We start from the raw sequence: 17,600 nt of genomic DNA on the forward strand, positions 1-17,600 counted from the left end.
ATGAACGGGGGAATGGCGGCTTTCGGCCGGCCTTTTCATGTGCAACGCCCCGTGCCCGGCCACCGCCCGTTGGCGGCCCTTCCCGACCCCCGACCTCGCCGCTCACGCCCGGACCCACGCCTGCCATGCCTGATGCCGTGGTACCGCTCTACCACCAGATCTACGTCGTCCTGCGTCAGCAGATTCTCGAAGGCAAGTTCGGGGAGGGTCCGATGCCCGGCGAGATCGAGCTGGCCCGCCAGTTCGGGGCGTCGCGCGTCACCATGCGGCGCGTGTTCGACTACCTCGTCAAGGAAGGTCTCGTGCGCCGCCATCGCGGCATGGGCACGTTCGTCGTCAAACCCGATGATCCGGTAGCGGTCGGCGGCGGCAACCAGACGCTGCTGCAGAACATCATCGACGTGGGCGAGCGCACCTCGGCCGTCGTCGTGGAATTCGAAGACGTGCAGGCCCCGCCCGACGAGGCCAAGTGCCTCGAAGTCGCGCCCGGCACCCCGATCAAGAAACTGGTGCGCGTGCGCCATCTGGAAGATACGCCCATGGCGCTCATCACCACGTGGCTGCCGCTGGACGTGACGAGCAAGCTCACGCTGGACCGCCTGGCCAACCAATCGCTGCTGCGGCTGATCGAGGGCTCGGGCGTGCGCATCGACCGCGCATCGCAAGTGGTGTCGGCACGGCTGGCCGACGTGGCGACCGCGCAATACCTGGATGTGGCGGTCGGCGCGCCGCTGCTCTCGGTGCAGCGCATCGTGCGCGAAATGAGCGGCCGTCCCGTCCAGCTGCTGCAGGGCCTCTACCGGCCCGACCGCTACGAATACCGCATGGAGCTCTCGCGCGTGGGCGAAGACCGCGCCCGCCTGTGGATCGACAACGCCGGACACGATGTCCAAGGCGGCCACAGCGAAGACGTCGAAGAAGCGCCCACCCCAGCCCGCACGCGACGCTGACACCACGGCCGGCGGGGTTATTGGCCGCCTGCACGGCGCGCGGAAAGTTGCTAGCATCGGCACTTCGCTGCAACGCAGCAATTCCTCCATGAGGTTCCCATGTCGACCTCGCCAGCGTCCCCAACGCCTGCTGCTCCGGCTTCGGCCTCGAATTCCACCACCCCGACCACGCCCGACACGCAAGGGCTGATCCGCCTGCTCACCGCCGGTGCGGGCATCAGCGTCGCGTGCATCTACCTGAACCACCCGCTGCTCGGACTCATCAGCCGCGATCTCGCCATCACGCCGCACGCGCTGGGCGTGTTGCCGACGCTCACCGCGGCCGGTTATGCCAGCGGCATCTTTTTCTTCGGCCCGCTCGGCGATCGGTACGACCGTCGCCTCGTCATCCTGTGGAAGGCGGTGCTGCTCACGCTCGCGCTCATCGGCAGCTGCCTCGCGCCGAACATGCCGCTGCTGGCCGCGGCGGGTTTTGCGGTCGGGCTGTCGGCCACCATCGCGCAGGACTTCGTGCCCAGCGCCGCCGCCATCAGCACCGACCAGAACCGCAATCGCAACATCGGCACGGTGATGACGGGGCTGTTGATCGGCATCGTCGGCTCGCGCGTATTCAGCGGCATCGTGGCCGACCACTTCGGGTGGCGCGCCGCGTTTGGCGTGTCCGCCGTGGCGATTGTCGGGCTGGCCATTGCTGTGCGCGCCGCACACTTTGGCGGGGCGCCCTCCCCCGCGACTGCGGGGCAGCCCTACCTCACGCTGCTGCGCTCGCTCGGCACGCTGTTCATGCAGCATCCGCGGCTGCGCGCGTCGGCCATCACGCAGGCGTTCATCGGCATTGCGTTCTCGGGCTTCTGGTCGACGGTGGCGCTGCACCTGACAAGTTCGCTCGGGCTGTCGACGGGGCAAGCCGGCCTGCTCGGCCTCGCAGGCGCTGCCGGCGCACTCGGCGCGAGCATCGCCGGGCGGCTCTCGGGCCGTGTCGCGCCGGGTCACATCGCAGCGGGCGGCGCCCTGCTGATGGCGATCACGTTCGCGGCGATGGCGCTGTTTCCGCACGCGCTCGTCGCCATCGTGATCGGCACGCTCATCTTTGATGTGGGCGTGCAGGCCGCACTCGTCTCGCACCAGACGATCATCTACGCACTCGCGCCCGAAGCGCGCAGCCGCGTCAACGCGGTGTTCATGACGATGCTGTTCATCGGCATGTCGGTGGGGGCGTATGGCGCCAGCCTCGCGTGGAATGCGGGCCGCTGGACGGGCCTCATGGCGTTCTGCACGGTGTCGGCACTGGTGGCGTTCGGACTGCGCGTGGTGTTCAACGCGCGGCAAGGGCCGCGTTGAGTCGGAACGGTGCGGCCGCACACCGGCGGCCGTACCCGTTTCTGCGTCGCACTTGCGGGCCTGGCAACACCGCATCGCTTCCGCCGGGGCGATTCCGGAGCGCGGCAACGCGCGACATGTCGCTACAATTCTGAGGATCAGCTTACGCTGCCCATCAGAACAATCCGCACTGAGACGCTCCCATGGACACCACTGCCACACCGCACGCGGTCGACCCGCACGACACGCGCCGCCGCATCTTTGCCATCGTCGGTGCATCGTCGGGCAACCTCGTCGAATGGTTCGACTTCTACATCTACGCGTTCTGTTCGCTGTACTTCGCGCCGGCGTTCTTCCCCAGCGGCGACCGCACGACGCAGTTGCTGAACACCGCCGGCGTGTTCGCGGCGGGCTTCCTGATGCGTCCGATCGGCGGCTGGCTGTTCGGCCGCATTGCCGACAAGCACGGCCGACGCACCGCGATGATGATCTCGGTGCTGATGATGTGCGGTGGCTCGCTGCTCATTGCAGTGCTGCCCACCTACGCGCAGATCGGTGCGCTGGCGCCGCTGCTGCTGCTCGTGGCGCGGCTGTTCCAGGGGCTGTCGGTCGGCGGAGAATACGGCGCCAGCGCCACCTACATGAGCGAAGTCGCGCTCAAGGGCCGGCGCGGCTTCTTTGCATCGTTCCAGTACGTCACGCTGATCGGCGGCCAGCTGTGCGCGGTGCTCGTGCTCGTCATCCTGCAGCAGCTGCTGACCACGGCCGAGCTCAAGGCCTGGGGCTGGCGCATCCCGTTCGTGGTGGGTGCGCTGACGGCGCTGATTGCGCTGTACCTGCGCCGCTCGCTGCATGAAACGCAGACCACCGAAGCGCGCAAGGCCGAGCACGCCGGCACGATCCGCGGCGCGTGGCAGCACAAGGGCGCATTCCTGCGGGTGATCGGCTTTACCGCCGGCGGCTCGCTGATCTTCTATACGTTCACGACGTACATGCAGAAGTACCTCGTCAACACGGCGCACATGGAAGCCAAGACGGCCTCCAACGTGATGACCGGTGCGCTGTTCGTCTACATGCTGCTGCAGCCCGCATTTGGCGCGCTGTCCGACCGCATCGGCCGCCGCAACTCCATGCTGTGCTTCGGCGTGTTGTCCGTGCTCGGCACGGTGCCGCTCATGAAGGCATTGGCCACGGTGTCGAGCCCGGTGGAGGCCTTCGGCCTCGTCACGCTGGCGCTCGCCATCGTGAGCTTCTACACGTCGATCAGCGGCCTGATCAAGGCCGAGATGTTCCCGCCGGAAGTGCGTGCGATGGGCGTGGGTCTGTCGTATGCCATCGCCAATGCCGTGTTTGGCGGCTCGGCCGAGTACGTCGCGCTGTGGTTCAAGCAGGCGGGTACCGAATCGACGTTCTACTGGTATGTGACGGCGCTGTGCGCGGTGTCGCTCGTCGTGACGTACTGGATGCCCGATCCGAGCAAGGAAGGGTATCTGCGGCACGAGCCGTGAGCGGCAAAGCGCGGCCGGCCGCCGCTGCGCCGGGCCGCGCAACGTCTGATGGCCGCCTGCCCGACAGGCAACGGCCCGGATGACGCCGTTGTCCGCGATAATGGCGACCGCGCGGCGCCGCGACAACGCTGAACATCGTCGCTGCGCCGACATTGCAACAAGGAGAATTCACCATGCGCGACATCATTGACGGTTTTCTGCGCTTTCAACGCGAGGTCTATCCGCAACGGGTAGAGCTTTTCAAACAACTTGCGACCTCACAGAACCCCAAGGCGCTGTTCGTGACGTGCTCGGACAGCCGCGTCGTTCCGGAGCTGCTGACACAGCGCGAACCCGGCGAGCTGTTCGTCATCCGCAACGCGGGCAACATCGTCCCTTCGTATGGCCCTGAGCCGGGCGGCGTATCGGCGACAGTGGAATATGCGGTGGCGGTGCTGGGCGTGCAGGACATCGTGATCTGCGGCCACTCCGATTGCGGCGCAATGGGCGCTATCTCGCGCTGCACGTGCCTCGACCACCTGCCGGCCGTGGCGAGCTGGCTGCGCCATGCCGACGCGGCCAAGGTCATCAACGCGGCGCACACGTTCGACTCGCCCCGCGCCAAGCTGGACGGCCTCGTGCGCGAAAACGTGATCGCCCAGCTTGCCAACCTGCGCACGCACCCGTCGGTTGCGCTCGCGCTCGAGCAGGGTCGCCTGAACCTGCATGGCTGGGTGTACGACATCGAGCGGGGCAGCATCGACGCCCTGGATGGCGCGACGCGCCGCTTTGTGCCGCTGGCGGATTCGCCCGCCACGGTGGCCGTCGCGTCGCGCGGGCAGCGGCAAGGCTGACGCCCATGACCGGGCCCTTCGGGCACCGGTCTGTACCCAGCTATGCGGCGGGGGTGGCTCCCGCCGCTCAACATCAATCTGCGGATTGCCGGCTCGCAGGATGCTGATCCTGCACCAGCAGACCCGCCAGCGCCTCCTCCAGATTCGGGAAGCGAAACCGATAGCCGGCCTCCAAGGCCCGTCGCGGTTGCACACGTTGGCTGCCGAGCAGCAACACGGACATTTCGCCCAGCGCCATGCGCAATACCCAGGCAGGCACCGACAGGAACATCGGCCTGCGCAGCGTCGCCGCCAACGTGCGGGCAAAGTCTGCGTTGCTGACGAGGTCCGGTGCACACGCATTGAAAGCGCCCCAACCATCGGCGTGGTGCAAAAGGAAATCGATCAGACCGACCACGTCGTCAAGATGGATCCACGGCATCCATTGACGCCCACTCCCAAGCCGACCGCCAAGCCCCATGCTGAACGGCAGACGCAGCCTGGGCAACATGCCGCCTTCGCTTGCAAACACGGGCGCCGTGCGCAGTAACACGACCCGCACGCCAAGCGCCTCGGCACGGCGCGCTTCCTCCTCCCACGCGACGCAGAGTTGACTGCCAAAGTCGCCGTTGCCAGCGCCGCTGTCTTCATCCAGGGGTTCCTGCCCTCGATCGCCATACCAGCCGGTGGCAGATCCGGAAACCAGCACGCGAGGCGGCCGCTCGCAACGGCCGAGCCAATCCACGAGTTCCCGGGTCAGATCGACGCGGCTGCGCCATAGAAGCTCTCGTCGGGCCGCGCTCCACGGGCGATCGGCAATCGGCGCGCCCGCCAGATTGATGACTGCATCCAATGGCGCGGCACCGTCCAGCTCTCGCAGCGCTGCGATGCCGCGCGCACCGGCACACAGCCGCGCGACGCGTTCAGGCGTACGGCTCCAGACCACCAGATCGTGCCCCTGCGCCTGCCAGTGGCGGCACAGTGCCCGCCCGATCAATCCGGTGCCTCCAGTCAGCAGGATGCGCACGATGGGGCAACCTCCTTATTGCGGTTCAACGCAGTCATAACGCCTCCAGCCTTGCGCGCACGTCTTCGGCGCGCTTGCGCAGGGCGTCGCGCTCTTCGGGTTCCATCTTGGCGAGTTGCCGATAGACCATCGACAGCCGCGGGTTACGGCCGAACACTTCACTGTGGCGCGCAAAGAAATCCCAGTACAGCGCGTTGTAAGGACATGCGCGCTCACCGACGCGCTGCTTGCTGTCGTAATGGCAGCCCTTGCAGTAATCGCTCATGCGGGAAAGATAAGCGGCGCTACTGACATACGGCTTGGTGGCGATGCGGCCGCCGTCTGCCCATTGGCTCATGCCCACCGTATTCGGCAGCTCCACCCATTCGAATGCGTCGATGTACACGCCGAGGTACCAGCGGTGCACCTCGTCCGGCGCGAGCCCCGCCAGCAAGGCGAAGTTGCCGATCACCATGAGGCGCTGAATGTGATGGGCATGAGCGGTTTGCAACGACTGGCCGATGGCGAGTTGCAGGCAGCGCATCTGCGTCTTTCCGCTCCAGAACCAGGACGGCAGCGGCGCATCGTGGTTCAGCACGTTGCTCGAAGCGTACCCGGGCATCTGCGCCCAGTAGATGCCGCGTACATATTCGCGCCAGCCCAGGATCTGGCGGATAAACCCCTCCACGGCAGGCAATGGTGCCTTGCCATGCCGATACGCTGCCTCGGCGCGATCGATCACCTCGCGCGGATTCAGCATCTTCACGTTGAGCGAAAAAGACAGCAACGAGTGGAACAACCGCTGGTGGCTGCTGCTCATGGCATCTTCAAAATCGCCAAAGTGCGGCAGCACCTGCCCGACAAACGCGTCCAGGCAGGCCAGCGCTTCAGCGCGGTTCAAGGGCCACCGCAATGCCCCGGCCTGCGGGTTGCCGAACGACTTCACACCGCTGCGTTCGATGGTCTCCCACAACGCCCGGTGGTCATGCACAGGACGCGCGTCGGCGGGCTCCGGCGGCGAGCCGCGCCACGGCTTGCGGTTGTCATGATCGAAATTCCACTGTCCGCCCTCCGGCGCCCCCGTGCCGTCGAGCAGCACACCAAAGCGGCGGCGCATCTCGCGATAGAACCGCTCCATGAGCCATTGCTTGCGGCCGTCAAACATCGCGGCAAGTTCATGCCTGCCCGTCAGGAAGTGTTCCGTATCGACCTCGCACGTCGACAGCGACTGCGCTGGCGCCCAACGACGCAACTGTTCATCCAGGCGCCACTCGTCAGGGGATTGCCATTCGACCCGCTCGGCGCCGTAGTGCCGGGCGAGCGCGGCGAGATTCTCGGTCACGGACTGGCGGTTGCTTTCATCGTCGATCGCCACATACCGCACGCGGTGCCCCGCCGCCCGGAGACCGCGCGCAAAGTCGCGCATGGCCGCAAAGATGGCAAGGATCTTCTGCGCGTGGTGCAGGACGTAGTCCGTTTCCTGACGCACTTCCATCAGCACGTAGACGACGTCCGCGTCCACCTCCGCAAACCATGAATGCAGCGGGTTGAGCTGATCGCCCAGCACCAGCCGGAGAATCTTTGCGCGTTGGTTCATGTCATTGCGCCGCGTGCTCGCCTTCGGTCTTGTGCATACGCCCTCGCGCTACTGAGACGGATCCTGCCGCTCATGGGATACCAAGATGAGCGCATTCGTATCAATGCCCAGCGCACGTGCACGCGTAAAGATCGCCTCCCGCTGCGCGGGATCGAGTTGCCTGTCCCGCGTCAACACCCAGCAGTAGCTGCGGTCCGGCCCGACAACCAGCGCCCAGCGATAGCCCGGATCGAGCGCCGCCACGTGATAGCCACCATAAAACGGACCGAAGAAGGACACCTTCAGCGAGCCCGTATCGGGGCTGCCCACGAACAGCGCTTTGCCGACCGCCTCGCGCCATTCATTCTTGGCCGGATCGAAGCCACGATTGACCACACGCACGCTGCCGTCAGGTTGGGGCTGGTACGTGGCCGATACGTCGGTCAAGCCTCGCTCGAACGAATGATCGAGCCGTGCCTGCTCGTACCAGCGCCCCTGATACCGTTGAAGATCGAACGGCGTAACAGCAGTGATGCCTTCGGGCGGGCTCGTCGGCACACAGCCTGCCAGAAGCATCGTGCCTGCCAGCACCGGCACCAGTGCCCACCATTGCAAGCGCGCGCGCACTGCACGCAGGCCACGCTTCGCGCGTTGAAACGCGGTTGTCAACGCATCTGCCATTCAACTCCTCCCTACATGAATGCCGCCCATGGCGACATGAAACGCTGCACCACGCAGCGCGTCAACGAAATGCAGCAGAACGCGCGGCGCATTCCAACCAATGAACACGCTTTGCGTTGGCAAATGCGTCTACACCCGATGAATCCCGTTGCAGATCGGTGTAAGCCATGAGCACGATTTGCATCGAGAAAATTTCGCACCGGCGCCTCCGCGTCAGAGGCTCTGTCAGTAGACTTTCAAAGCAGCCTGTTCAACGCTTGACCCCACGCACGCCCTCGGAATATGCCTGCCAAACGCGTTCACGCCGCCCGAGCCTTGGCGCTTGTCCTGTCTTCCATCATGAGCGTCGGCGCCTGGGCCGACTGCCGCGACACGGTGCCCGCGCCGCAGCTGTCAGGCAAGGGAGCGCTGTGCCTGCTGGGGTTCTGCCTCTACGACGCGCAGTTGTGGAGCGCTGAACTCCCGCCCAGCTATGACGCGCCCTTTGCGCTGGAAGTGACATACCGGCGCGCAATCGAACGAAGCCGCCTCATCGAAACCGCCATCGACGAAATTCGCCGGCTGCAGAGCCCCGTGCCGCCAGACGACACGCTCGCGCAATGGCAGCGCGCCATGACGCCCGCCTTCCCCGATGTCAAACCGGGCGACACTTTGTGCGGCGTGTATCTGCCCGGCCGCGGCGCACGCTTCTACGCAAATGGACAACTGACGACCGAGGTGAACGATCCCGCGTTTGCGCGCGCCTTTTTCGATATCTGGCTGGCACCCGGCACGCGCGCTCCGTCCTTGCGCCGTCACCTTCTGGGCAAGTCACGTTGATGCGCGCACGGCTAGTTGGCGTCTCCCGGCGACTGGAAGCCCGGTTGCCCGATCTGGCTCGGGAACTGCGGTACGCGCCGGAAACGCGAAATGTCGTAACCCATGGCCTGGAAACGGCCCAATGCCGCGCGATAGTCCGCATCGCTCATGTTGGGCTCGCGCGAGAACACCCAGCCGAGGCTTTTGTCCGGATAGCCGAGCAGGGTCACGCGGTATTCGGGGTCGACATACAGCGTCAGTTGCGACACATAGATGGGCCAGAACAACCGCACGCGCCATTCGCCGCCGCCACTGCCGTCCACCACCGAATCGACGAACTGCATGCGTTTGAACGGCGCGTCGAAACTGCCGGGCCGATAGACGTACGCATCGTCAATACGGCCATCGGGCCGCAGCGACCATTCGGCATAGCTGCCGACGTTGCCCCGCTCGCCAAAGTACGGAATGTTGGCGATGACATACCAACGCCCCATGTAGCGCGGCAGGTCGACCGAAACCGTCTGCAGCGGCACGGCCGCCAGCGGGTTCGGATTCGGCGGTGGGCCGGAGCAGGCCGTGCTGGCCAGCGCCAGCGTGACGACGGCCAGACAACGTGCCCAACCTGACAGGATGACCCCACGAGGGCCTCTTTGATGCGTTCTCATCGTGCTCTCCTCTATGCGGTGGCCGGACAGGCCGGCTGGTTTGTCTGCGTGCTGAGTGCCGCGCGCGACGCCGCGTGGGTCGGCATCGTCTTCGTCGCCGGACTGCTGGCGCTGCACTTGCGGCAAGCCCCCCAGCCGCGGTGGGAGTTGCGGCTGGTGGTGTGGGTCGTGGTGCTGGCGGCGCCGTGGGAAACCGCCCTGATACGTGCCGGCCTCATCGCCTATCCGCACGGCACGTTGTGGGCCGGATTCGCACCGCCCTGGCTGCTGGCGCTGTGGGTGCTGTTCGCGATCCAAGTGAATGTCCTCTTTCGTTGGCTGCGCGGCAGATGGTGGCTGGCGATGCTGCTGGGAGCCGTTGCCGGCCCGCTCTCGTTTCGTGCGGGCGCAGCGCTTGGGGCCGCACACATTTCAGAGATGGCTGCCACGCTCGGCACACTGGCCATCGGTTGGGCGATATGGATGCCGCTGCTGGTGTGGATGGGCGAGCGCACCGATGGCACCGGCATTTCGCCCTGACTACCGCTGCGGTGCCTAGCGCTTGACGAACCGGTAATGCGCCACGCCCCATTCGTTGCCGTTTGCATAACCGAACAACGTCGAGACTGCCAGGTAGAACATGCGCCAGCGCTGAAACCACACGGCCGCCTGGGCCTTGCCGTAGGTCTGGACGAACACCGGCATCAAACGATCACGGGCCGCGTCCAGGTTGGCGAGCCAATGGTCGGCGGTGCGCGCGTAGTGCGTGCCGCTGACCCACCAGTGCCGCGCCATGCGCAGGTCGTCCTGGAATTCCAGCAGCAACGCCTCCGATGGCATCGTGCCGCCCGTGAAGAAGTACTTCGACATCCAGTCGGTGCCGTCCTGCACCTGAAAGTGATACGCCAGCGTGCGATGCGCAAAGATGTGCACGAACAGCACCGCGTCCGGTCGCATCCATCGCGCGATCTTGCTCAACAGCAGGCCGTAGTTCTTCATGTGCTCGAACATTTCGATCGAGACAACACGGTCAAAGCGGCCGCCCTTGGGCATCTCGGCAAACTCGAAATCGACGATGTTTCCGGTGTGCACGGTCAGGTTCGTCAGGCCTCGCTCGGCGGCGCGAGCCTCGATCCAGTTGCGCTGGCCCCGCGAATTCGACAACGCCACGATGCGTGCGTTGGGATAGCGCTTGGCCATCCACAGCGACAACGACCCCCAGCCGCAACCCAGATCCAGAATGCACTGACCGTCAGCCAGGCTGGCGCGCTCGGCGTAGCAGGCAAACATTGCCTCTTCGGCCTCGGCCAGCGTTTCGTTGCCAGTCGGGTACAGGGCGCAGGAGTATTTCAACTGCGGCCCCAGATGGGCCTCGAAAAAGGCGGGCGGCAATTCGTAGTGCTGCGTGTTGGCCGCATCTGTCTCGATGGCGATGGGGCTGCCGTGCAGCTCGTCCAGCAGTGCATTGAAACGACGCGAACGCAGTTCGCCGTCGTTCAGACCTTCGTCTCGCAGGCGTTGGCGCATCAGGGCGCGCATGCCGGCGCGCACGAGCCCATCCGGCAGCCATCCGCGCTCGCAGCACTGGATGAGCCAGCCGTCACTGGCGTCGGCCGCAGCCTGCGGCGGTAGGGTCGGCGTGGACAGTGCAGTCATGTGGGCTCCTTGGATCTGTACGTCTGGTATCAGTGGCGCGGCGGCCAGGGGATCAGTACGCTCGTCGTGCGGGCGTACTCGGCATAGTCATCGCGCGTGGCGTGCATGTGGGCCTCAAGCATCGGAACGCCCGAAACCTTGACGAGCAACCACGCCATGGCCACGGGCGGCAACAGCGTGAGCCATGCCCAGGGCGACCCGAGCGCCAGGGGCACATAGGCCAGCCAGTGCACGCATTCAAAAAAATAGTTGGGATGCCGCGAATAGCGCCACAGCCCCACCTGGCAGGTCTTGCCACGGTTGGCCGGGTCGGCTGCAAAGCGGCGCAATTGCCCGTCTGCCACGGCCTCGCCCGCCACAGCCACCAACCACAGGGCCACCGCAATCGCCATGGCGAAAGCGCTGGGGGAATCCTGCCGGTAGCTCGGCACGGCAAACGCGATCGACAGAAACATCGAGACCACCGCCTGCAACTGGAAGAAACCAAACATGTTTCGCGATGCGGCCGGGCCCCACTCCTCACGCAACTTGCGGTAGCGCGCGTCTTCCGGCTTGCCGGCGTTGCGCCGCCACAGGTGCCAGCCAAGGCGCGCACCCCACACCGCACCGCCGGCCCCGACCAGCAAGCGTGCCGGCAACGAACCGGTGCTCAGCGCCGCGTAGAGCAACGCCACCACGCCCAGCGAGAACGCCCAGACGGGATCGACCATGCCGGCGTTCCTGGTGCTCAGCTGCCATGCCCACACGGCACTGAACACCGCCACCAGGAACACCAGCGCAACCAGTGCAACGCCGATCGCCGACATCGTCACCCCCGCTGCAGCAGAAACTGCGACACGCCGATCCGCCCCTCGTCAAAGCCGGCCTCGCAGTAAGCGAAGTACAGCCGCCAGATGCGGATGAAGGGCTCGTCGAAGCCGAGCGCGCGCACGGCCTCCAGGCGGGCTTCGAAACGCTGGCTCCAGCGGCGCAGTGTCTCTGCGTAGTCGCGGCCGAAGTCGAGGCGGTCGACCACACGCAAACCGTGTTGCTCCGCCAGCCGGATAAAGCGCTCGCGACTGGGCAACATGCCGCCCGGGAAGATGAACTGCTGGATGAAATCGGTGCCGGCGCGGTAGCGCTCGAAATGCGCTTCGTCGATGGTGATGCTCTGCACCAGCGCCCGGCCGCCATGCCGCAGGCAGCGCACCAGCGTCCGGAAGTAGCTCGACCAGTACGCCTCGCCCACGGCCTCGAACATCTCGATGGAGGCGATGGCGTCGTACGCCCCGTCCAGGTCCCGATAGTCACGCAGCTCCACGCGGGCCCGGGGCTCGTCGGCCAGGCGCTCGGCCGTATAGCGGCGCTGTTCTTCCGAGAGTGTGATGCCGTGCACGTGTGCACCGCGCGCGCAGGCCATCTCCATCAGGCCGCCCCATCCGCAGCCGATTTCCAGCACATCCATGCCGGGCCCTACCCTCAGCAGGTCGCACACGCGCCGGTACTTGGCGGCTTGCGCCTCAGCAAGGCCATGCCGCAGATTGCCGTTGAACCAGGCCGACGAATACGCCATGCCTTCGTCCAGCCAGAGGCGATAGAAATCGTTACCCAGGTCGTAATGCAGATGGATATTGCGACGGCTGCCGCGGCGGCTGTTCCGGCGCAGCAGGTGGCGCAGGCGCAGGACGGAGCGCGCCAGCGCATTCCCGAAGATCGCCTGGTCCAGCGTGGCCGCATTGACGATGGCCAGCCGCAGCAGGTTGGTGAGGTTGCCCGAGTCGATCCATCCGTCGCGATATGCTTCGGCAAAGCCCACGTCGCCGCTGCGCAGGATGCGTCCGCAGGCGCGCCAGTCGGTGATGCGCAGATCTGCCACGAGGGGCGACGGGGCATCGCCGATCTGCACCTCGCCATCAGGCGTGACAAGGTGAAGGACGCCGTGCCGCAGCCGCCCGGCCAGCGCTAGAAACAGCCGGCCGGCAGCAGGAACATGGGGCGGCACCCAGGCAAGGGAGCGCGAGGCTGTCATCGGGAGTTCTCCGGAGAAGATCTGTCGTGCGGGACGCGGCCAAAAAACGGCACGCCCTTGAACCACAGGCGCAGGGCCTGCCAATGGATGCGGCCGATGACCTGCAGTGCAAGCAAAGGCTGGCGCAGCAGCGCGCGTCGCAGGTGGGCGGCATCGAACGGCTGCAACCGGCCACCGATGGCGGTCTGCAGCAAGGCGCCGTCTCGGTCGTGATAGTCGATGCGCACCAGCGCCGTTGCAGCGCCCTCGGCAAAGCGGAACCGATAACCGCCCTCGACCCGGCAGAACGGCGAGACATGCAGTTGCTTGCGGCACGTCAGCACGGTGTGCGCGTCGATGGCCCCGCCGTCGTGCGCGCACAGCAGGTATCGATGGTGCTGCCCGAAGGTGTTGTTGACTTCGGCCAAGACCGCGCGCAGCGTGCCGGCCGCGTCGTGGCAATACCAGAACGAGACGGGGTTGAACATCCAGCCGGCAATGCGCGGAAAGGTCTGCAGCCAGACCTCGCCATCGGCAGGCAAACCCGCGCTGCTCAGCACGCCACGTATCCACGCGAGCAGATCCGTGCCGTCGCGCGGGCCGTAGTCACGCACGCGCAAGGACAGCGGGCGGAGGCAGTCGACGCCGAACCACGCTCCGGTCAGGCGACCCAGCGCGGAGAGCTTCACCCGCACGGCAAACACCGGATAGACGAAGCGATTGGCGACCGGCCGCAGGCGACGGTGCATGACCTGGCCGACGAGAAGCTGTGCGTCGCCGTTCATGGCGCCACCTGTGCCCAGGCCGGAGCGCAGCCGAAATCCGCCACGACGCGCAGCGCGGACTTCAGGCCGTCTTCGTGGAATCCGTAGCCGGTCCAGGCGCCCGCAAACCAGGTGCGGCTGCGGCCCTGCAATGCCGGCAGGCGGGCCTGCGCGTCGATGGCCGGTTGGTCGAACACCGGATGCTCGTATTCGAAGCGCCGATACTCAAGCTCGGGCGCGGGCGGCGCGGATGGATTGAGCGTGACCACCACGGGCGTCGTCACCGGCAGCGGTTGCAGCTGGTTCAGCAGGTAGCTGACGCACGGCGCGCCCGCCGTTGCGCCGGCGTGGGGCGCGTCCAGATAGTTCCAGGCCGACCACACGCGCCGCCGACGCGGCAACAGGCGGGTATCCCGATGCAGGAATGCGGTGTTGGGCTGATACCGGAAAGCGCCCAGCACGGCGCGCTCGTCGTCGGTGGCATCGTCGAGCAGCTGCAACGTCTGCGGTGCATGCGTGGCGAGCACCACGGCGTCGTATCGCTCGCTTCCCGCATCCGTGCGGATATCGACATGGGCCTCTGCCCGGCGGATGCCGCGCACCGGCGTGCCGACACGCACATCGGCCAGCCGGCCGGCAATCGCCTGCACATAGCTGCGCGCGCCGCCTTTGACGGTCCGCCAACGCGGCCGGTTGAAGACCTGCAGCAAGCCGTGGTTCAGACAGAACCGAAGGAATGTTTCGGCCGGAAACGCCAGGATCTCGCGGCTCGGCGTCGACCAGATGGCGGCTGCCATCGGCAGTAGATAGTGGGCGCAGAATGGCTCGCCATAGCGGCCGGCCGCCAGCAGCGTGCCGAGGCTGTGGCGCTCGTTGCGCGCCATGGCCAGATTGGCGTGCGCCTGGCGGTTGAAGCGCAGGATGTCGCTCAGCATCGACAGGAACCGCGCCGACACCAGATTGCGCGGCTGCGCAAAGACCGTGCTGAGGCTGGTGCCGGCCCATTCCAGCGCCCCGCCGTCGACCGACACGCTGAACGACATGTCGCTCTCGCAATGCGCTACGCCAAGTTCATCGAACAACGCAATCAGGTTCGGATACGTGCGGGTATTGAACACGAGAAAACCGGTATCGACTCCAAAGACCTGCCCGCCCTCCTCGATGTCGACCGTATTGGTGTGCCCGCCAAGCCGTGGCGCGGCCTCGAACAGCGTCACGGCGTGCCGCTTCGCAAGAAAATGCGCCGCCGCCAGCCCCGAGATGCCGGAGCCGACCACGGCAATGCGCTTTGCAGGAAACTGAAGAATGTTCAAGGCGATGCCTCTTGGATTGGCTGGGCGCTCATCCGCCGTGGCGGCCGGGCAGCAGCGCAAGAAACTCGCGCCGCAGGCTGGGATCGGTCAGAAACACGCCGCGCATCACGCTGCTCACCATGCGCGACTCGTCGTCTTTCGTACCGCGCCAGTGCATGCAGTAGTGCTCGGCCTCCAGCACAACGGCCAGGCCGTCGGGCGCCATGCGGTCTTCCAGCAAATCGGCGATCTGCTTGATGGCTTCTTCCTGGATCTGCGGACGGCTCATGACCCAGTCGATCAGCCGGGCGTACTTGGACAGCCCGATCAACTGGGAGTCCTGGCGCGGCATGACGCCGACCCACGCGCGCCCCATCACCGGACACAGGTGGTGCGAGCAGGCGCTGCGCACCCGCAACGGCCCGACCACCATCAGCTCGTTGAGCCGCTCCGCATTCGGAAACGCCGTCACTTCGGGGGCTTTGACGTAGCGGCCGGCAAACACCTCGCGCACGAACATCTTGGCGACGCGGCGCGCGGTTTCCCGGCTGTTGTGGTCTTGTTCCACATCGATGACCAGCGCGCGCAGCACCGCCTGCAGGCGCTCCTCCACCTCTGCCTGGAGCAGGTCCAGTTCACCCTCGCGCAGGTAGGCGGCGATGTTGTCGTTGGCGTGAAAACGGTGGCCGGCACTCATCAGCCGCTCCCGAATCCGGACAGAAAGCGGCACGCTGCCAGCCGCCCCGGCAAACCCGGGCGGATCCAAAGTCAGTTTCATTGAAATGCCTCCGAAAAGCGGGCGGCGCTCACCGCCCATGCCGGCTCAGCACAGCGCCCTGGCGGCGCTCTGTTGCGTATACGCGGCTAAGTGGCGGGTGGATGCATCGACTCGGCCCGTATGGCGAACTCCATCGCGTCTTCCAGCATCAGCCGCGCGCGGTTGGCGACATCGCCCAGATGCCGGTGCAGTTGCTCATCGAGCGTCGAGCGCACCGCGCAGCCGTCACTGAACCGCTCAAAGGCATCGAGCTGCCGGATCAGGTCGACAAGATGCCGTGGGCACTCGCACGCAATCGTCTGTGACGCATTGGCAAAGATGTCCAGTTGGCGGTCGGTGAAACGGCGCGCATTCCGACGCAGGGGCTCGAGCTTCCCGTAGACAACGTCGACGCGCACGAGCTGCGTCAACTCGTTCAGTATCTGGTCCAGTTCGGCCTGGGCGTTGGGGTCCCGATACAGGCGCACACCGGCGGCGCGCAGCATGTCGGTGGCGCGGACCGTGCCAAAGCTGTAGATCACGCCCACCGCACGCGTGCCCGTGCTGCGGGCTGCCACCAGGATGGCTTGCGCGGTGTCAGGCTGCAAGGAAGCCGCGTCGACGATCAGGACGTCCGTACCAGCCGGTACCGCAGGCGGCACGTGTCCATCCAGGGCGGGGAGTTCAGAGACCGCGTCAACGCCGAGGGAGGCGAGCGTGGTTTTCCTGCGCCGCACGCGTTCGGCCAGCAGGCTGCCACAAACGGCGAGCGAGATTGCAGCGTGCCCGGCCACGGGCGGACCCGGCTCTTCGCTGGCCTGTGATGCTTCCAGAAGCTGTTCAAGCTCGGCGCTGCTGATGCGTGCAATCGTGCCGATCGCGTGTCCGCGATTGACCAGCGTCCTGAGCAGCGCCAGGCGCCGGACGTCTTCGCCGGAATACAACCGCTGGCCTGTCTCCGATTTGGCGGGCGAAATCACGCCGTAGCGCTGTTCCCACACACGGAGCGTGGACACAGGCATCCGGGCCATGCGGGCGGCTGTACCGCTTCGATACCGTGGCGTTGCGTTGTCTTCGTGTTGCACATGCGTCTCCATGCGAGCGCTGATTCGCTTACATGAAACGCGGTGGACGGGATAACGTCAACGAAATGTCGCGGGATACGCCACATTTTCGTACGATTGAACAGGATTTGAGTTGGATTTATGCGGAACGTCGTGCCGCCACAGGCAGACGAGGCCGCCCCCCCTTTCTGCCCGGCCGTTCCCAACGTGGTGCTATGCTTGCCCCCGCACGCCATTGCGTGCCCATCCCGGATGGCCCATTTCAATCCAATCTACGCATCCCATGGCGACGAAAACCAAGACCGCAGCAAAGAAAGCCGCACCGGCAAAGAAAACCGCACCGGCCAAGAAAGCCGCTGCCGCGGCACCGGCCGTCAAGCCGCTGAAGAACACGTTCACCAAGGCGAGCCTGGTCAGCCATCTGGCCGAGCAGGCCGCCGTCGACGCCAAGTCGGTGAAGGCTGTGCTTCAGCACCTTGAGCACACCATCCTGGGCGCCCTGCACAAGAAGGGCGCTGGCGAATTCACGCTGCCGGGCCTGTTCAAGGTGACGTCGGTGAAGGTGCCGGCGACCAAGCGCCGCTTCGGCAAGAACCCGTTTACGGGCCTGGAACAGTGGTTCGAGGCCAAGCCGGCAACGGTGCGGGTGAAGGTCCGGGCGCTGAAGAAGGTCAAGGACGCCGCCGTGAACGGCTGACGTCTCATCAAGGGAGCTTCGGCTCCCTTTTCTTTTGGGCGCTGCCGCTGAACGGGCAACGCCCTCGCGCACGTCCGAGCGGCGGGTA

Annotated in this window: 18 protein-coding genes; 7 read left to right on the forward strand and 11 right to left on the reverse strand. The window is 65.9% G+C overall.

The features are described from left to right. Window positions 1–125: 125 nt before the first annotated feature. From KHN96_RS02540 to KHN96_RS02555, 4 genes are all read left to right on the forward strand, one after another. A complete protein-coding gene (locus KHN96_RS02540) occupies window positions 126–950 on the forward strand; it encodes a GntR family transcriptional regulator (RefSeq protein ID WP_045219234.1) in 825 nt (274 codons plus the stop codon). A 99-nt stretch (window positions 951–1,049) separates the two neighbouring features. Continuing rightward, the gene (locus tag KHN96_RS02545; RefSeq protein WP_062738619.1) at window positions 1,050–2,291 is read left to right on the forward strand and encodes an MFS transporter; all 1,242 of its coding nucleotides are present in this window, start codon (window positions 1,050–1,052) and stop codon (window positions 2,289–2,291) included. A 182-nt stretch (window positions 2,292–2,473) separates the two neighbouring features. Continuing rightward, complete coding sequence (locus tag KHN96_RS02550) at window positions 2,474–3,778, forward strand: MFS family transporter (protein WP_062738618.1); 1,305 nt, start codon at window positions 2,474–2,476, stop codon at window positions 3,776–3,778. A gap of 173 nt (window positions 3,779–3,951) precedes the next feature. Next, entirely contained in the window at window positions 3,952–4,611 is a 660-nt protein-coding gene (locus KHN96_RS02555) for a carbonic anhydrase (RefSeq protein WP_045219229.1), read from the forward strand. Window positions 4,612–4,684: 73 nt separating this feature from the next. On the opposite strand, the gene KHN96_RS02560 is transcribed toward KHN96_RS02555, so the two are convergent. The 3 genes from KHN96_RS02560 to KHN96_RS02570 are packed head-to-tail and all read right to left on the reverse strand — an operon-like array spanning window position 4,685 to window position 7,853. Next, window positions 4,685–5,617 (reverse strand): TIGR01777 family oxidoreductase, encoded by a 933-nt coding sequence (locus KHN96_RS02560; RefSeq protein ID WP_062738617.1) that lies wholly within the window; start codon window positions 5,615–5,617, stop codon window positions 4,685–4,687. Window positions 5,618–5,651: 34 nt separating this feature from the next. Next, the gene (locus tag KHN96_RS02565) at window positions 5,652–7,193 is read right to left on the reverse strand and encodes a cryptochrome/photolyase family protein (RefSeq protein WP_062738616.1); all 1,542 of its coding nucleotides are present in this window, start codon (window positions 7,191–7,193) and stop codon (window positions 5,652–5,654) included. Window positions 7,194–7,241: 48 nt separating this feature from the next. Further along, window positions 7,242–7,853: a lipocalin family protein gene (locus KHN96_RS02570; RefSeq protein ID WP_115044462.1), complete on the reverse strand. Its 612-nt coding sequence runs from the start codon at window positions 7,851–7,853 to the stop codon at window positions 7,242–7,244. A 339-nt stretch (window positions 7,854–8,192) separates the two neighbouring features. Between KHN96_RS02570 and KHN96_RS02575 the strand changes: the two genes are divergently transcribed. Beyond that, on the forward strand, window positions 8,193–8,672 hold the full coding sequence (locus KHN96_RS02575; RefSeq protein ID WP_045219224.1) for a chalcone isomerase family protein: 480 nt from the start codon (window positions 8,193–8,195) through the stop codon (window positions 8,670–8,672). 11 nt (window positions 8,673–8,683) lie between these two features. On the opposite strand, the gene KHN96_RS02580 is transcribed toward KHN96_RS02575, so the two are convergent. Next, window positions 8,684–9,316 carry a lipocalin family protein gene (locus KHN96_RS02580; RefSeq protein WP_102079163.1) on the reverse strand — a complete coding sequence of 211 codons (633 nt, stop codon included), beginning with the start codon at window positions 9,314–9,316 and terminating at the stop codon, window positions 8,684–8,686. Between KHN96_RS02580 and KHN96_RS02585 the strand changes: the two genes are divergently transcribed. Continuing rightward, complete coding sequence (locus KHN96_RS02585) at window positions 9,305–9,835, forward strand: DUF2878 domain-containing protein (protein WP_062738615.1); 531 nt, start codon at window positions 9,305–9,307, stop codon at window positions 9,833–9,835. The two genes, KHN96_RS02580 and KHN96_RS02585, sit on opposite strands and share 12 nt — an antisense overlap. A gap of 15 nt (window positions 9,836–9,850) precedes the next feature. Here KHN96_RS02585 and KHN96_RS02590 read toward each other — a convergent pair whose 3' ends face one another. The 7 genes from KHN96_RS02590 to KHN96_RS02620 form a co-directional block, all read right to left on the reverse strand. Then, window positions 9,851–10,951: an SAM-dependent methyltransferase gene (locus KHN96_RS02590; protein ID WP_027680085.1), complete on the reverse strand. Its 1,101-nt coding sequence runs from the start codon at window positions 10,949–10,951 to the stop codon at window positions 9,851–9,853. Window positions 10,952–10,980: 29 nt separating this feature from the next. Next, a complete protein-coding gene (locus KHN96_RS02595; protein ID WP_062738614.1) occupies window positions 10,981–11,757 on the reverse strand; it encodes a DUF1295 domain-containing protein in 777 nt (258 codons plus the stop codon). A 2-nt stretch (window positions 11,758–11,759) separates the two neighbouring features. Further along, window positions 11,760–12,959 (reverse strand): SAM-dependent methyltransferase, encoded by a 1,200-nt coding sequence (locus KHN96_RS02600; protein WP_062738613.1) that lies wholly within the window; start codon window positions 12,957–12,959, stop codon window positions 11,760–11,762. Further along, entirely contained in the window at window positions 12,956–13,723 is a 768-nt protein-coding gene (locus tag KHN96_RS02605) for a DUF1365 domain-containing protein (RefSeq protein ID WP_062738612.1), read from the reverse strand. The genes KHN96_RS02600 and KHN96_RS02605 overlap by 4 nt, the downstream gene beginning before the upstream one ends. Beyond that, window positions 13,720–15,015, reverse strand: a complete 1,296-nt coding sequence (locus KHN96_RS02610) for an NAD(P)/FAD-dependent oxidoreductase (RefSeq protein ID WP_062738611.1) — start codon at window positions 15,013–15,015, stop codon at window positions 13,720–13,722. Before KHN96_RS02610 ends, KHN96_RS02605 begins: the two co-directional genes overlap by 4 nt. A 28-nt stretch (window positions 15,016–15,043) precedes the next feature. Continuing rightward, entirely contained in the window at window positions 15,044–15,772 is a 729-nt protein-coding gene (gene folE, locus KHN96_RS02615) for a GTP cyclohydrolase I (protein WP_062738610.1), read from the reverse strand. Between the two features lie 86 nt (window positions 15,773–15,858). Next, entirely contained in the window at window positions 15,859–16,848 is a 990-nt protein-coding gene (locus tag KHN96_RS02620) for a MerR family transcriptional regulator (RefSeq protein ID WP_045219207.1), read from the reverse strand. 250 nt (window positions 16,849–17,098) lie between these two features. On the opposite strand from KHN96_RS02620, the gene KHN96_RS02625 reads away from it, so the two are divergent. Further along, window positions 17,099–17,512, forward strand: coding sequence for an HU family DNA-binding protein (locus KHN96_RS02625; protein WP_045219204.1), 414 nt, complete (start codon window positions 17,099–17,101; stop codon window positions 17,510–17,512). The last annotated feature ends 88 nt before the right edge of the window (window positions 17,513–17,600 follow it).

Source organism: Ralstonia mannitolilytica, assembly GCF_905397375.1.
In the GTDB taxonomy this organism is placed as follows: domain Bacteria; phylum Pseudomonadota; class Gammaproteobacteria; order Burkholderiales; family Burkholderiaceae; genus Ralstonia; species Ralstonia mannitolilytica.

What these genes read in the sequence shown, in the direction of transcription:
- folE (WP_062738610.1), bottom strand. Translation starts at nt 15,772, where the DNA reads ATGAAACTGACTTTGGATCCGCCCGGGTTTGCCGGGGCGGCTGGCAGC.
- KHN96_RS02555 (WP_045219229.1), top strand. Translation starts at nt 3,952, where the DNA reads ATGCGCGACATCATTGACGGTTTTCTGCGCTTTCAACGCGAGGTCTAT.
- KHN96_RS02620 (WP_045219207.1), bottom strand. Translation starts at nt 16,848, where the DNA reads ATGGAGACGCATGTGCAACACGAAGACAACGCAACGCCACGGTATCGA.
- KHN96_RS02600 (WP_062738613.1), bottom strand. Translation starts at nt 12,959, where the DNA reads ATGACAGCCTCGCGCTCCCTTGCCTGGGTGCCGCCCCATGTTCCTGCT.
- KHN96_RS02550 (WP_062738618.1), top strand. Translation starts at nt 2,474, where the DNA reads ATGGACACCACTGCCACACCGCACGCGGTCGACCCGCACGACACGCGC.
- KHN96_RS02590 (WP_027680085.1), bottom strand. Translation starts at nt 10,951, where the DNA reads ATGACTGCACTGTCCACGCCGACCCTACCGCCGCAGGCTGCGGCCGAC.
- KHN96_RS02595 (WP_062738614.1), bottom strand. Translation starts at nt 11,757, where the DNA reads ATGTCGGCGATCGGCGTTGCACTGGTTGCGCTGGTGTTCCTGGTGGCG.
- KHN96_RS02575 (WP_045219224.1), top strand. Translation starts at nt 8,193, where the DNA reads ATGAGCGTCGGCGCCTGGGCCGACTGCCGCGACACGGTGCCCGCGCCG.
- KHN96_RS02625 (WP_045219204.1), top strand. Translation starts at nt 17,099, where the DNA reads ATGGCGACGAAAACCAAGACCGCAGCAAAGAAAGCCGCACCGGCAAAG.
- KHN96_RS02580 (WP_102079163.1), bottom strand. Translation starts at nt 9,316, where the DNA reads ATGAGAACGCATCAAAGAGGCCCTCGTGGGGTCATCCTGTCAGGTTGG.
- KHN96_RS02540 (WP_045219234.1), top strand. Translation starts at nt 126, where the DNA reads ATGCCTGATGCCGTGGTACCGCTCTACCACCAGATCTACGTCGTCCTG.
- KHN96_RS02570 (WP_115044462.1), bottom strand. Translation starts at nt 7,853, where the DNA reads ATGGCAGATGCGTTGACAACCGCGTTTCAACGCGCGAAGCGTGGCCTG.
- KHN96_RS02545 (WP_062738619.1), top strand. Translation starts at nt 1,050, where the DNA reads ATGTCGACCTCGCCAGCGTCCCCAACGCCTGCTGCTCCGGCTTCGGCC.
- KHN96_RS02565 (WP_062738616.1), bottom strand. Translation starts at nt 7,193, where the DNA reads ATGAACCAACGCGCAAAGATTCTCCGGCTGGTGCTGGGCGATCAGCTC.
- KHN96_RS02605 (WP_062738612.1), bottom strand. Translation starts at nt 13,723, where the DNA reads ATGAACGGCGACGCACAGCTTCTCGTCGGCCAGGTCATGCACCGTCGC.
- KHN96_RS02585 (WP_062738615.1), top strand. Translation starts at nt 9,305, where the DNA reads ATGCGTTCTCATCGTGCTCTCCTCTATGCGGTGGCCGGACAGGCCGGC.